Origin of the sequence: Dyadobacter sp. CY326, assembly GCF_021390515.1 — a bacterium.
Taxonomy (GTDB): Bacteria; Bacteroidota; Bacteroidia; order Cytophagales; family Spirosomataceae; genus Dyadobacter.
Window position 1 is genome coordinate 370,076 of record NZ_JAJUXI010000003.1, and the last position, 14,169, is coordinate 384,244.

Consider the following 14,169-nt stretch of genomic DNA (forward strand, 5'->3'; position numbering starts at 1 on the left):
TAGTGGAATTGCGGGAACAAGATTGAGTAAATTATTTTGTTGGTGTTGAACAAATGCTCGTTTTATAGTTTACTACGTAAAAAAACCGGCAAGTGATGCGAATTGTTAATTATTTAATTTGTTTTATCTTAAAATCATTCCCTGAGCACAATGTCCGAAAATGCTGCCAAGCCGACGCGCAAGATAATCCATATTGACATGGATGCATTCTATGCGTCTGTCGAGCAGCGCGATTTTCCTGAATATCGCGGCAAGCCGCTCGCTGTGGGCGGTTCACCCAGTGGCCGCGGTGTTGTGGCGACGGCGAGTTACGAGGCCAGAAAGTTTGGCGTAAGATCGGCAATGTCATCACGAAAGGCCATTCAATTGTGTCCAAACATCATTTTTGTCCGTCCCAGGTTTGAGGTTTACAAATCAGTTTCCAATCACATTCGGGAAATTTTCTCGCGTTACACCGATCTCATTGAACCGCTTTCGCTGGACGAAGCTTTCCTGGATGTTACGGAAGACAAGCTGCAAATTGGTTCAGCATTGGAAATAGCGGAACAGATCAAATCGGCGATCAAGACGGAGCTGGATCTGACAGCTTCTGCGGGCGTTTCAATCAATAAATTCGTTGCAAAAATCGCTTCCGACATCAACAAACCGAACGGGCTGACTTTCATTGGACCGTCCAAAGTGGAGTCGTTCATCAATGCGTTGCCGGTTGAAAAGTTCTTTGGTGTCGGCAAAGTAACCGCTGACAAAATGAAGCGGATGCAGCTTTTCACCGGCGCTGATCTCAAAAAACTAACTGAGGATGAGCTGGTCAGACATTTTGGAAAAACCGGTCATTTCTTTTACAAAATTGTGAGGGGAATTGATAACCGTGAAGTGGAAACGCACCGCGAAACCAAGTCGCTCGGCGCCGAAGACACATTCATGTACGACCTGACGGAAATTGAGGAAATGCACAAGGAGCTTGACAAAATCGGCATCACTGTTGTCAACCGTTTGGAAAAGAAACAATTGAAAGGCCGGACGATCACATTAAAAATCAAATACAGCGATTTTACGCAAATAACGCGCAATCACTCCTTTACAACACCCGTCGGAGACTTGGAAACAATCCTGGAAACGGCGAAACAATTGCTGGAAAAAGTAGATCTGGAAGAAAAATCGGTTCGCTTACTGGGTGTTTCACTTTCCAATTTTGGCGAGCAAGAGTTTAGACCAAGAAGATCCAGGGACTCTGCTCAATTGGAATTATTCAATGATTGATCGGTTACAACAACAATGCATCCACGCGGTGCGCCTGCACTTTGCCTTCGCACGGCGACCATGAAAATATGGTAAAACGCCCGTCCTGAGAGGCCACGAGTGCAATGGCATCACGCTGATCGAACACGAATTGCGCAGCCGAAAGATGCCGCGTGCCGCCTTGCTGCACCGGATGCAGCACCAAACCTTCATTCCCTATAACGGGCTCCGTTACCAGCATTTCCTCTACGGGCTGGCCACCCGCAGCGCGTCCGATCTTGGCTCCGAATGCAAGCAATTCGTAATTGTCATTAATGATCGTGGCGCCATCAACAGCAGTTAATCCAGCGAGGCCGGTGATGGCTGAGCTTAATTGTCCCTGCCAGGCAATCGGATTTGGGTCGGCGGTGTATCTGCGGTTCAGTTCGGCAAGTTCGGAAAAGGCCGGCTGAACGTGATAAGTGATCGGATGAATGATGGACTTGCGCCAGTCTTCCTTGCCATTGGGCACAACAAGCAAAATGCCTCCCCGCTCGTGTGCACGCATGGAAACCGCCAGTTGCACCAGAATATTCAGCGAATCGGTCCAGAGACTGGATGAAGCGAAGCCGATCATGGAATTGATCACAGAAGGACAATCGCGCGCCGTTCCGCTTTTTTCATCCACAATTTTAACCTGATCGCCTTTTAAAACCGCAACATTGACAAATTTGCCAAAACCGTCAACGCGGCGGTGTTTGATCACCAGCATGCCCGGCTCCACGACCTCCAAAACAAAGCATAATCCCGGAATAACGCGCGTGGTGCCCCATATCCGCAGCTCATCCCCTTCCATCCAGACGCCCAGGTGAATGCCCGACCGCTCAACAGCGGGCGCAAGCTTGGTCAAAATATTCGAAGTCAAAGAAAGTGTTTCACTAAAAATGAGCGGATGCTCAGCAGATTCCGGCGGAAGAAATGCGATGGAAACTTTGGGTGAACGGCCTTCCTCCCGGCGCAAGCTCGCCCAGAATGTGGTGTCAATGATCGTTTCAATGGTTTTTGCGTCCGGCTTAGGCGCTAGGTCGTGTTCGTAATGGCTGCTAACCTGCTGATGATGACGCTGAAAATGGCTTTCAACAAGGCTTGCAACGGCCCGCGCCGCTTTGTATGTGGTCACCGGAACCGTGTCGCCGGCAAAGGTGTTGGAATCAAAGGTCTGAATCATTGGGAACAGGCACTTAAAATTTTTTGGCAGATTTAGTCGTTCTCTTGGCAGCCAGCTGCCTGGACAGTGGCGGAGAAGTTAAGATAGCAACAAAGAGAAGTTATAAAAAGTTGGGAATTCCGGAACTGCGTATATTTTTTCACATACTCAAACTTTTTTTGGCCCAATGGTGAAACAGTTGTCGGTGATAATGAGCACTTTCAAAATTTTTTAGAATAAACGTTTTGCTCTTTTTACAATTTCTTGAAATCAGTTTCCAACCATTTTTAAAGTTTGCACGTCGTATAAATCGAAGCTTGAGATTAGAGAAGTGATATTTCAGCCATGAAAATAAAACAGCGGTTTGAATGAATGATCTTGGAAAAAACATATCTTGCCTGCATCAAAATGCTCATATTGCGTGTATAGATACGGGAAATGATAATAATTACATTAAGTATTTACAAAATGCCGTAACAGGTTAATTACAAAATTTTTTACAGCAGGCATATCGCATTACTATTCCCTCTTCGCTCCCTAAACACTTAAACGCAGAAAGCAGGACAATGCGTCCCCAGCAGATTCTTTGTGTTTAATAAAAATTGAAATCGCATTGCCGCTTGATAAATGATGCAAACGGATTTTCCGTCATCCAAAATATTGGTGCAATAATTGTTAAGTGACGGCGTGACTAAAAACATAGATTTAAAACAGACAACTATCGGGTACACAATATACTCTACACTTTAAATTGTAAGATTGATGAAAAGCATCTCGGTAGTGATTCCGAATTACAACGGAAAGCATTTGTTCGAAAAATATTTTGAGAGCAACTACAAGATCCTGAAAGGGCTTGGAACGAAGGTTCAAATCATCGTAGTGGATGATGCTTCCAGCGACGATTCTATAGCTTATCTGGAGCAGCAATATGGAGATGAAATTACGATTATCCGGAAAGAAAAGAATTCAGGATTTTCACACACTTGCAACCTCGGCATCCAGAAAGCATCTAATGACCTGATATTCCTGCTAAACACAGACGTTACGCTGGAAGAAGGTTATTTCGAAAAGCTTTATAAATATTTCGAGCTTGAAGATACATTCGGTGTGATGGGCCGCATTATTGGCATGGAAGATGATAATATTCTCGATGCTGCACGCTCTCCGAAGATTCTGGGACGTAAAATAAAGCCCAGCAATTTTTTCTATCTCAAAGATTCTGACACGCTTACGCCAACATTCTATTTGTCAGGTGCAATTGCATTAATGGACACAAGAAAGCTGAAAGCCATCAATGGTTTCAACGAAATGTTCAATCCCTATTACGGAGAAGATCAGGAAATGTCGATCCGTGCATGGAGATTGGGTTGGAAATGTTATTACGAGCACAATGCGGTTTGTCGTCACGAAGTTTCAGCAAGCACCAAAGGACACAAGGACAATTATTCGGTGAAAAGGATTTATTTCCGCAACCGTTATTATATGCATCACCTGCATTTGCACGGAATTGATCTCAATCTCTATCACTTACAGGTTATTTTGAGCGATGTGCTCCCCAGCATCATTACGCTTCAATTCTACAAAGCCCAGGCTTATCTCGATTTTCTGCGCAACATGAATGAGCTTTCCGTGAAGAAAACGGCGTTCAAAACGCAGATGAAAAATCACAAGTCCAACATTGGAATTAACGATATCATCGAGAATATCCGAATGATGTTGAAATACAAGCAGGTCGTAAAATTATAATTCCCCGTCTGCGTTTTTCAAACGATTAGCATTAATTTGCACCCTCAACCGGAAATTTCACAATTTCCGGCTGTTTTACTTTCAGGCATATCCTAATGTGCCATTTTCCATATAAATGAAAACATACTTCCGATTATTATCTTTTGCCCAGCCCATTTCCCGATTTGCAGTTCCCTACATTATATTCACAGTCCTGGGGGTCATATTCAACACACTGAATTTAGCATTGCTCGCTCCCCTGATGAGCACCCTTTTCAACAACAATAAGGACGGGGCTGAAATCATACAAAAACCGGATGTTTGGGATGTGACGGGCTTGCTCAACTATTACGCGCAGCAAGCAAACAACACTTATGGCCCGCATGGCGCTTTGCAAATCGTTTGCGCCGTTATTGTCACCTCCATTTTGCTTTCCAATATTTTCAAATATTTTTCCCAGCGGGTGATGGAAAACCTGCGGATTCATACACTGTTAAATCTACGCAAAACGGTTTTCAACAACGTTATGAACCTCCATGCAGGCTATTTCAGCAACCAGCGCAAGGGCGACATTATTTCCAAAATCGCCTCTGACGTGCAAGTGGTGCAGTTTTCGGTGACCGGAACATTGCAGGTTGTGTTTAAAGAACCCTTGCAATTGCTGGCTTACGTTTTCATGCTTTTTGCCACTTCTGCCAAGCTTACATTCTTCGCCATCCTGGTTATTCCCATTTCCGCATTTATTATTTCCAAAATTGTAAAAAGACTAAAAGAGCAGGCGACTTTGGCGCAGCATCTTTTTGGTTTAATGATCAGTTATCTAGATGAGGCGCTTTCCGGCATCAAGATCATTAAGGCATTCAACGCGACGGAGGATATTAAGGAGAAATTTCACCAGGAAAACATTCGTTATTCAGAGCTTGGGCGCAAAATGGCGCGGCGCCAGCAGTTGAGCGGTCCCGTTTCTGAGTTCCTCGGCGTTACAATGGTTGCGATTATCGTCCTTTATGGAGGTTCCCTGATTCTGGACAACCAGTCCGATCTGAGCGTCTCGAAATTTGTCGCTTACATTGCGCTCTTCTCGCAAGTAATGCGTCCTGCCAAGGCGTTAACGGATTCTTTCAGCACCATTCACGCCGGGATCGCTGCGGGTGAAAGGGTTTTGGAATTAATTGATGAAAAACCGGAGATCCAGGATGCGCCTAACGCCGTTGATGTCAAGGAATTCAATGACTCGCTGAAATTGACCAATGTCTCATTCGCCTATCAATCCCGTCCCGTCCTCAAATCCATCAACCTCACCATTCCCAAAGGAAAAACAGTTGCGCTCGTCGGTCCGTCCGGTGGCGGAAAATCAACAATGATGGACTTGCTGCCGCGCTTCATTGATGCCAAGGAAGGCTCCGTTTCCATTGACAATCTGGATGTGAAGCAGGTCAAAATGGAATCTTTGTGGGCCTTGTTCGGGGTAGTTAACCAGGAATCAATGCTTTTCAATGACACCATCTATAACAACATCGCTTTTGGAAATCATACGGCCACGCCTGAACAAGTAGAAGCCGCAGCACGCGTTGCGAACGCGCATTACTTTATTATGGATACGGAAAACGGTTACCAAAGCAACATTGGAGACCGCGGAATGAAGCTTTCGGGCGGGCAAAAACAACGCATATGCATCGCCAGGGCCGTTTTGAAAAATCCGCCGATCATGCTTTTGGATGAAGCAACGTCTGCATTGGACACAGAGTCGGAAAAGCTGGTGCAGGAAGCATTGAATAATTTGATGCAAAACAGAACGTCACTGGTTATCGCCCACAGGCTGAGCACGATCCAGAAAGCCGATATGATCGTGGTTTTGGAAGAGGGTGAAATTGTTGAGCAAGGCAACCATTCTGAGCTCATTGCACACGACGGCCTGTATAAAAGGCTGATCGATATGCAGACCTTCAATGATTAGATTTAATTAAAGTTATTATGTTCAAAAAGAGAAATCTGGCTTCGAGACTCTGGCTTAAACACACGGACAAAATCCGCTATAAGCAATACAAATGGGAGTTGAAAAACCAGAAGCAATTGGCGTTTGCCAATTTTATCAACGACGCCGACAAACTTACCAGTCCTGCCAAAATAAAGGAATACGCTGCCCAAAAAGGATGCATCAGGCTAAGCCACAGTGGCAATGCAGGCGATATTATTTACGCATTGCCGACCATTGATGCGATCCGAAAAATGACCAATGTGCGCATCGAATTATATCTCAGACTCGGGCAGCCATTGATTCTTTCGGGTTACAACACGCACCCGCTGGGCAACGTGATGCTCAACCAACGCATGGCCGACATGCTCATTACGCTCCTGAAACCGCAGCCATACATTGATCTCGTGGAAGTGCATACAGATCAGCTCATTGACATTGATCTCGATTATTTCCGCGCTGGCGGCATTCCGCTCGACAAAGGAAACATTGCGCGCTGGTGCAGTTACCTCACAGGCGTTAACCCGATTTTATACAAATCCTGGCTGGAAGTCGAGCCTGACACTGCATATGCGGACACGATCGTGATGGCACGCAGCGAGCGTTACCGCAATTATACGGTCAACTACAAGTTTCTGAATAATTATCCGAACATTGTCTTCATCGGCGTCGAAAGCGAATATAACGACATCAAAAAGGTTGTTCCGAGCATTCAATGGGTTCAGGTTGATGACTTTATGCAGATGGCACGGATTATTAAAGGTGCTAAGTTTTTCATTGGCAACCAGTCGTTTCCGTTTTCTATCGCCGAAGGTTTGAAAGTTCCGCGCATTTTGGAAACATCTTTTGATGTGATCAATGTGGTTCCCGAAGGAGAAGACGGTTATGACTTTTTCTTCCAGGAACACCTGGAATCATTGGTCCAAATGCTGGACAGCCGCAAAACAAACGCTTAACATTCTCACACCCTGACATTGACCAAAATGAGTAGCACCAAAAAAGTTGCTGTTGTTGTTCCCGTTTACAAAACGCAGCTTTCGGACTACGAAAAAATATCGCTTCGGCAATGCAGGAAAATCCTTTCAAACCATCCAATTATCGCCATTAAGCCGGACACGCTTGATTTGTCCGAGCTTGGAGACGACAATATTTTCACAGATGCGGTCAGTTTTGATCCGCAGTTTTTCAATGGTGTGCAGGGTTATAACCGGTTAATGCTCAGTCCGGAATTTTACCAGACATTTCTTGATTACGAATTCATCCTCATCCATCAGCTGGACGCATTTGTTTTCAAAGACGAGCTTATAAAGTGGTGCAGCAGCGGCTACGATTATATTGGCGCGCCCTGGCCCAAACGCCTCGAAGAGCCTGACTTTATCAAGGCTTTTAAAACAAGGACGATCACATTGTATCACATGTGGAAAAATACAATTGAAGATGGCCTGCCCACGCAGCGGCAATTCGACAATGTGGTTGGTAATGGCGGTTTTTCGCTGCGCCGGGTCAAGAAATTCTTCCAACTTGCCTCAACCATGCAGGATAAGATCCAGGAATATCACCAGCGGCACGAGCACCAGTTTCATGAGGATGTTTTTTGGAGCATTGAGGTAAACCGGAAATTCAGCAAGCTGCGCATTCCTGCATTTAAAACTGCTTACAAATTTTCCATCGAAAATAATCCGGAACGCGGAGTCCGATTCAACAAAGGCCTGCCGTTCGGCTGTCATGCGTGGGATCGGGATGATAATCTGGCGTTTTGGAAGCCCTATTTGCTGGATATGGGATATCAGTTGTGAGCTTTACGACGCAATGTCGCAACCCGCCGCAGGTCGACAAACATTTTATACCATTTCAGATTTTTGAATATGCGTGAATGGCGTGCGTTCCAGCAAATTTTCATTAGATAACCGTAAGATCTGCCTTTTTCAAGCTGTTTTTCGAAAAACCTTTTAAATGCGCGCCGCTCATAACGGAGCAATGTTTGCTCATCCAAGCCATCAACATTGACCGGCAGAATGTGGCTCCATTTCTGGTGCACTTTCAAAATTTCCTCTTCCCATTTCTCGCTGAAATCCCCCTCGGAAAAGTGGCTTAAAAGCACTTCATAAGTGACTGCAACGTCATAATCCCGACCGACGGACAGTGAAAAATCAATGTCATAAGCATGGAAATGTTGCAGAAGATTTTGGTCAAAAGGCTTCTCCAAAGCAATATTTTTATGCGTTACCATCCAGCAACCGTCAATGCTTGCGACGTAGGAAACTTTTTCATTCTTCGGATTGCGATAATCCCAAAAAGCCTCTCTTCCCGAATATTTGAACCCTTGAATCAAATTACAATAAAACGCACCATTCACTTCGAGATCAGCATTATACCAGCTCGACGGAACCACAGATTTATATCCGCCGCCGGCAACGCCCAGCAATCCCAGCGTAGGATTTGAAGCGAATGTTCCGATTACTTGTTTACCCCAATCAGCAGTTTTCATTTCGATGTCCTCGTGCATGAAACAAAGCAGATCAAACTTCGCCTCGCGGGCGCCTTGGTTGTAAAGCTCACAAATCCCCTTGCTGGCCTGGCTGTTATCAAAAGCAATAATCTCATAAGCAACCCCAATGGTCTGCGCAATGTTTTCTTTGACCAAAAGCAAATCCTGCGGGTTGGCGGAACAAATAATAATGGAGATCATAGGAAGCAATTAATTCTCGGCGGGCACTTGCAAAAATAACGCTTTAAGTAGAAACTACACCCCGGCGGCATTTTATAGGCGTTATTAACTTTTTTGACTTCATGAAACGCTTTGTTATAGTTCTTTTTTTCTTCGCTCACACCTCCCTATTTGCACAAGTAAAATTCGCCAGATTATTCTCCGATCACGTCGTTTTGCAACGACAAAAGCCGATTCCAGTTTGGGGCTGGGCCAAAGCAGGCGAAAAAGTCAATGTAACGCTGGGTTCACAAACCGTTCAAGGCAAAGCAGATGCGTCAGGCAAATGGTCGGTGCGCTTCAATGCGATGGAGGCAGGCGGTCCGCATGTGCTTAAAGTGGCCGCAAAATCGGGTCAACTTACTGTTAATGATGTGCTTATCGGAGAGGTCTGGCTCTGCTCGGGGCAATCCAATATGGAATGGAGCGTGGCGCAGGCAAAGGATTACGACATTGAAAAGAAGAATGCAAACTTTCCGCAGATCCGGCATTTTGAAGTGAAACACAATGTAACATTACAACCGGAAACCGATTTGAAAGAGGGCGATTGGCAAGTTGCTTCCGAAGAAAAGGTGGGCAAGTTCTCTGCAATCGGATTCTTTTTTGCACGCGAATTATATCAAAAATTAAACATTCCCGTCGGCATTCTGCATTCATCCTGGGGCGGCTCGCAAGTGGAAGGCTGGATCAGCAAGGAAGCCATGCTAACCGAGCCGGAACTCAAAAATTACGCAGAAAACTTGCCTAAAACTTGGCAGGAAGCTGACGTAATGATGGACGCAAAACTTCGGAAAACACTCTTTAAAGCCGACAATTACACACCGACGGCCGAGGATGAAAAGAAATACACCAGCGGCAATGCAGACTTTTCAACATGGCTCAAAGCGGCTGATCCCGTGGGACAATGGGACTGGAAAGGTGTGATGGGTTATCGCGGAAACGCTTTCATGGCCAAAGAAGTCATGATTCCCGCTGAATTGGTTGGCAAAGAAACGACATTGTCACTGGCCGAAAATGACAGTCCTAACCAGATTTACATTAATGGCAAACTGATTGACGAAACGTCCTCAAAAGGTGTTCGCAAGATTAAAGTGCCCGCCAACTCCTGGAAAGAAGGCAAAAACCAACTGGTGATCGCGCATGGCGTTATGGTGGGCACGCCGTGGTTTGGACCCGGCATGATGGGCAACGCCAATGATCTGTTTGTGGAGGCCGGAACGACGAAGATCAGCTTGGCGAAAGACTGGCTGCTAATGCCCGCTTTTTCTTCCAAACATGAATATGCGCATTTGATGAACAATGTTGGGACAAGCATTTACAACGCAATGATCGTCCCGCTGATTCCCTTCGCCATTCGCGGAACACTTTGGTATCAGGGCGAGTCCAATGCAGGTCGTGCTTATCAATATCGCAAGGCTTTTCCGCTGATGATCAACGACTGGCGCAAGGCTTGGAATGATGAATTTTCATTTTACTGGGTGCAGCTTTCCAGCTTTGGAGGCGATGATGACAGCAATAAGGGCAGCGGATGGGCTGAGTTGCGCGAAGCGCAGAACATGACGCTTAGCCTGCCCAAAACCGGCATGGCCGTCAGCACCGACGTCGGCAATCCAGACAACATTCACCCGACCAACAAGCAGGATGTGGCGCATAGGCTCGCAACCCAGGCTCTGAAAAATGATTATGGCCAAAACATTCCCTACGCTTCTCCATTGTATGATAAAGTCCAGTTTCAGGACGGGAAAGCCATTGTTTCCTTCAAACATGCTGAGAATGGGTTAATGGTGAAAGATCGTTATGGTTATCTCAAAGGCTTTGAGATTGCTGGCGATGACAAGAAATTTTATTTTGCCAAAGCAGAGATCAAAGGAAACACGGTCGAGATTTCACACCCGAAAGTTGGCAAGCCGGTGGCCGTTCGTTATGCCTGGACTGACGCTCCGGCAGAGGCAAACCTTTACAGCACGGACGGATTTCCAGCCAGCGCGTTCCGGACCGACGACTGGCCGGGCATTACGGTTAATACCAAATTTGAGTAAACAGCACTTCCTTTCATTCACTATATGTTAAAGCCACTCTCTATCCTCGTTGCCGCATCTGCCATTTTTCTGGCCGCTTTGCAACAGCAAGATTTTGAAATAAAACCTGCCGAAGACACCGAATGGCCCGAATATCTGGGCGGCCCCGACCGCAACCATTATTCGCCATTAACACAGATCAACCACGAAAATGTCAATAAACTAAAAGTTGCGTGGACATATTCCATGCCGGATTCAGGTCAAACACAGGTTAATCCGATCATTGTCGAGGGCGTTTTATACGGCGTAACCAACACGGTTCAGGCATTCGCATTGGACGCTGCAACAGGAAAGCAGATCTGGATTTTTGGTGATAAATCAAAAAACGGGTCAAACACCAGTCGCGGACTTACTTATTGGAGCGATGGTGATGACAAGCGCATTATGCATTCAATGGGCGCATATTTGTACGCGCTGGACGCGAAAACGGGAAAACCGATTGAAAGTTTTGGCGAAAACGGAAAAATCGACCTCAGAACCGGCCTTCCGGAAGTTGCGAAAGATAAATACTTGGTTTCTAACACACCAGGGACGATTTTTGAAGATCTGATCATCATGCCCGTTCGCTTATCTGAGGATTCTGACGCGGCACCCGGCGACCTCAGGGCATTCAATGTGAAGACGGGAAAACTGGTTTGGACATTCCATACAATCCCTTATCCGGGTGAATTCGGTTACGAAACATTTCCGCCGGATGCTTACAAAAACACATTCACCGGAGCAGCAAATAACTGGTCCGGCACCTCGATTGATCGCAAACGAGGCATTTTGTATGTTCCGACCGGATCTGCGGGCTACGATTTTTATGGCGGAAAAAGAAAAGGCGCAAACCTTTTTGCAAACTGCCTGCTCGCGCTGGATGTGCGCACAGGAAAGCGGCTTTGGCATTATCAAACCATGCACCACGACATGTGGGACCGCGACCTCCCCGCCCCTCCCAACCTGATCACCGTGACCCAGAAAGGGCCAGACGGAAAGCCAAAAAAAATTGATGCCGTTGCGCAGGTTAGCAAGCAGGGTTATGTGTTTGTTTTTGATCGCATTACGGGGAAGCCATTATTTCCAATCAAAGAGGTCAGCGCACCGCAAACAGCGTTGCCGGGCGAATTTCCATGGCCAACGCAGCCAATTCCGACAAAACCAGCGCCTTACGCACGACAAGCGCATACATTGACCGAAAACGACATCAGCACCCACGCGCCGGACCACGACTCGCTCGTTATCAAGTTCAAAACTTATCAAAAAGCAATGTTTGCTGCGCCAAGTAAGGAAGGCACGGTGATTTTGCCCGGCTTTGATGGCGGTGCGGAATGGGGCGGCGCTGCTGCCGATCCGCAGGAAGGCATTTTGTATGTCAATAGCAATGAAATGCCCTGGATCTTAACAATGAAAGACACGCCAAAGGCCAGCGAGCTCTCGGCATTGAGTCCGGGAGAAAAAGTGTACACAACTTACTGTGTAACTTGTCACGGCCCGCAACGCAAAGGCAATGCAAAAAGCGGTTATCCTTCCCTGGTGGACATTGGTACACGCCGCGACCGCACTTTTGTAACACAGATAATCACGTCCGGAAAAGGCATGATGCCGGGCTTCACTATGCTGACGGCGGATGAAAAACAATCATTGGTTTCGTTCTTGTTTAATGATGAAAAAGTCGAAGCCGTTTCCAAAACGACAGCTTCCAAAAAGACCTATTTGCCTTATCAAAGCACAGGTTACAACAAATTCCTGGACGCCAATGGCCTTCCTGCCATATCACCGCCCTGGGGAACGCTTAATGCCATTGACCTCAATACGGGTGAATATTTGTGGAAAATCCCATTCGGAGAAGTTGAATCGCTTAAACAAAAGGGCGTTCCGACGACGGGAACCGAAAACTACGGCGGTCCGGTGGTCACAGCGAGCGGTTTGCTCTTCATTGCAGCAACTAAGGATGGCAAGTTCAGGGTTTTTGATAAAAAGAATGGCAAACTATTGTGGGAAACAATGCTTCCGGCGGCCGGATTTGCGACGCCTTCAACTTATGCGGTCAATGGCAAGCAATATGTTGTAATCGCCTGCGGTGGAACCAAGCTTGGGACCAAGAAAGGAAATCAATATGTAGCCTTCGCGTTGGAATAAGCAGCATTTCCACATTCAGTTTCGGCAGTTTTATTGGTAAAAATTGCTGCTTCACGCAAACATATGCCGGGATTGCCATGTAAAGTGAAATATTAGTATTCGTTAAACCTCATCTGTCGCAATTCCTGCATGTATACCGCGCGCGAAATTAAATTCGGAATCATCTTTTCATTCGCATGGAAAACGATTCTTTTCTTTTTTGTCTATGCCTCGATCCTTTGTCTGATCAGCTATTATTCCGGCATTATCCTCGGCATTTCATTCGTGCCCATTGGCTTGATCGGCACCGCTGTGGCATTTTATGTGGGTTTTAAAAACAATTCGTCCTATGAAAGGCTTTGGGAAGCAAGGCGCATCTGGGGCGCAATCGTCAACGCGAGCCGCACCTGGGGCACATACACCATCACTTACATTCAGCCACTTCCCGACGATCCGGATTTCAATCACAGTGAAGTCCGCAGCCAGCTGATTCACCGCCAAATCGCGTACATTAATGCAATCAGGATTCAGCTAAGGTCTAAAAGCGCCTGGAATGACACGACTTCCACTGCTCACAACATTGTGAAGGATCAGGTTGAGCACCACGAATCGCCACTGCTGCATGCAACAAGTCAGTTCATGCGAGCGGAAGAAACGCAATATGTTTTGTCGAAAAAAAATCCGGCAACGCATATCATGAAAATCCAGGCCAAGCAATTGGACGATGCATTTCGCAAAGGGGCGATTAACGAGCGGTTCTACGTTCAAATGATGAGCGTTGTACAAGAATTTTATAACCAGCAAGGCGCTGCCGAAAGGATCAAGAATTTCCCATTTCCGCGACAATATGCTTATTTCAGTAAGGTGTTTGTATGGCTGTTTATTCTGGTTCTGCCATTTGGGCTGGTCAATGAGTTCGCAAAACTTGGCACAGACATGATGTGGCTTGCCGTGCCGAGTTACATGATCATTGGCTGGGTTTTTAACACCATGGAAATCGTCGGCGACACGAGCGAAAACCCTTTCGAAAACGCCATCAACGACGTTCCAATGACCGCGATTTGCCGCACCATTGAAATCGATTTGCGCGAAATGCTCGATGAAGAGAACATTCCTGCGGCAATTACGCCAGTCAATAACATTTTAATGTAACGCGCTG

General features: G+C 46.2%; 10 protein-coding genes. 8 read left to right on the forward strand and 2 right to left on the reverse strand.

The genetic code is table 11. The features are described 5' to 3' along the window. Nucleotides 1-150 precede the first annotated feature (150 nt). Nucleotides 151-1,260, forward strand: coding sequence for a DNA polymerase IV (dinB, locus tag LZG73_RS05945; protein ID WP_233846865.1), 1,110 nt, complete (start codon nucleotides 151-153; stop codon nucleotides 1,258-1,260). Between the two features lie 4 nt (nucleotides 1,261-1,264). On the opposite strand, the gene LZG73_RS05950 is transcribed toward dinB, so the two are convergent. Next, the gene (locus LZG73_RS05950; protein WP_233846866.1) at nucleotides 1,265-2,446 is read right to left on the reverse strand and encodes a putative sensor domain DACNV-containing protein; all 1,182 of its coding nucleotides are present in this window, start codon (nucleotides 2,444-2,446) and stop codon (nucleotides 1,265-1,267) included. 741 nt (nucleotides 2,447-3,187) lie between these two features. Between LZG73_RS05950 and LZG73_RS05955 the strand changes: the two genes are divergently transcribed. The 4 genes from LZG73_RS05955 to LZG73_RS05970 all read left to right on the forward strand — a co-directional run bounded on the left by LZG73_RS05955 (nucleotide 3,188) and on the right by LZG73_RS05970 (nucleotide 7,921). Next, the gene (locus LZG73_RS05955) at nucleotides 3,188-4,171 is read left to right on the forward strand and encodes a glycosyltransferase family 2 protein (protein ID WP_233846867.1); all 984 of its coding nucleotides are present in this window, start codon (nucleotides 3,188-3,190) and stop codon (nucleotides 4,169-4,171) included. Between the two features lie 115 nt (nucleotides 4,172-4,286). Further along, on the forward strand, nucleotides 4,287-6,107 hold the full coding sequence (locus tag LZG73_RS05960; protein ID WP_233846868.1) for an ABC transporter ATP-binding protein: 1,821 nt from the start codon (nucleotides 4,287-4,289) through the stop codon (nucleotides 6,105-6,107). Between the two features lie 17 nt (nucleotides 6,108-6,124). Continuing rightward, nucleotides 6,125-7,081, forward strand: coding sequence for a hypothetical protein (locus LZG73_RS05965; protein WP_233846869.1), 957 nt, complete (start codon nucleotides 6,125-6,127; stop codon nucleotides 7,079-7,081). Between the two features lie 27 nt (nucleotides 7,082-7,108). Continuing rightward, the gene (locus LZG73_RS05970) at nucleotides 7,109-7,921 is read left to right on the forward strand and encodes a DUF5672 family protein (protein WP_233846870.1); all 813 of its coding nucleotides are present in this window, start codon (nucleotides 7,109-7,111) and stop codon (nucleotides 7,919-7,921) included. Here LZG73_RS05970 and LZG73_RS05975 read toward each other — a convergent pair. Next, nucleotides 7,912-8,814 (reverse strand): glycosyltransferase, encoded by a 903-nt coding sequence (locus LZG73_RS05975; protein ID WP_233846871.1) that lies wholly within the window; start codon nucleotides 8,812-8,814, stop codon nucleotides 7,912-7,914. The two genes, LZG73_RS05970 and LZG73_RS05975, sit on opposite strands and share 10 nt — an antisense overlap. A 101-nt stretch (nucleotides 8,815-8,915) precedes the next feature. Between LZG73_RS05975 and LZG73_RS05980 the strand changes: the two genes are divergently transcribed. The 3 genes from LZG73_RS05980 (at nucleotide 8,916) to LZG73_RS05990 (ending at nucleotide 14,162) form a co-directional block, all read left to right on the forward strand. Continuing rightward, a complete protein-coding gene (locus LZG73_RS05980) occupies nucleotides 8,916-10,871 on the forward strand; it encodes a sialate O-acetylesterase (RefSeq protein ID WP_233846872.1) in 1,956 nt (651 codons plus the stop codon). Between the two features lie 24 nt (nucleotides 10,872-10,895). After that, nucleotides 10,896-13,031, forward strand: coding sequence for a PQQ-binding-like beta-propeller repeat protein (locus LZG73_RS05985; RefSeq protein WP_233846873.1), 2,136 nt, complete (start codon nucleotides 10,896-10,898; stop codon nucleotides 13,029-13,031). Nucleotides 13,032-13,160: 129 nt separating this feature from the next. Next, nucleotides 13,161-14,162, forward strand: a complete 1,002-nt coding sequence (locus LZG73_RS05990) for a bestrophin family protein (RefSeq protein WP_233846875.1) — start codon at nucleotides 13,161-13,163, stop codon at nucleotides 14,160-14,162. Nucleotides 14,163-14,169 lie beyond the last annotated feature (7 nt).

Coding starts and splice junctions, on each gene's coding strand:
- LZG73_RS05950 (WP_233846866.1), bottom strand. CDS start 2,446: ATGATTCAGACCTTTGATTCCAACACCTTTGCCGGCGACACGGTTCCG.
- LZG73_RS05960 (WP_233846868.1), top strand. CDS start 4,287: ATGAAAACATACTTCCGATTATTATCTTTTGCCCAGCCCATTTCCCGA.
- LZG73_RS05980 (WP_233846872.1), top strand. CDS start 8,916: ATGAAACGCTTTGTTATAGTTCTTTTTTTCTTCGCTCACACCTCCCTA.
- LZG73_RS05985 (WP_233846873.1), top strand. CDS start 10,896: ATGTTAAAGCCACTCTCTATCCTCGTTGCCGCATCTGCCATTTTTCTG.
- dinB (WP_233846865.1), top strand. CDS start 151: ATGTCCGAAAATGCTGCCAAGCCGACGCGCAAGATAATCCATATTGAC.
- LZG73_RS05955 (WP_233846867.1), top strand. CDS start 3,188: ATGAAAAGCATCTCGGTAGTGATTCCGAATTACAACGGAAAGCATTTG.
- LZG73_RS05975 (WP_233846871.1), bottom strand. CDS start 8,814: ATGATCTCCATTATTATTTGTTCCGCCAACCCGCAGGATTTGCTTTTG.
- LZG73_RS05970 (WP_233846870.1), top strand. CDS start 7,109: ATGAGTAGCACCAAAAAAGTTGCTGTTGTTGTTCCCGTTTACAAAACG.
- LZG73_RS05990 (WP_233846875.1), top strand. CDS start 13,161: ATGTATACCGCGCGCGAAATTAAATTCGGAATCATCTTTTCATTCGCA.
- LZG73_RS05965 (WP_233846869.1), top strand. CDS start 6,125: ATGTTCAAAAAGAGAAATCTGGCTTCGAGACTCTGGCTTAAACACACG.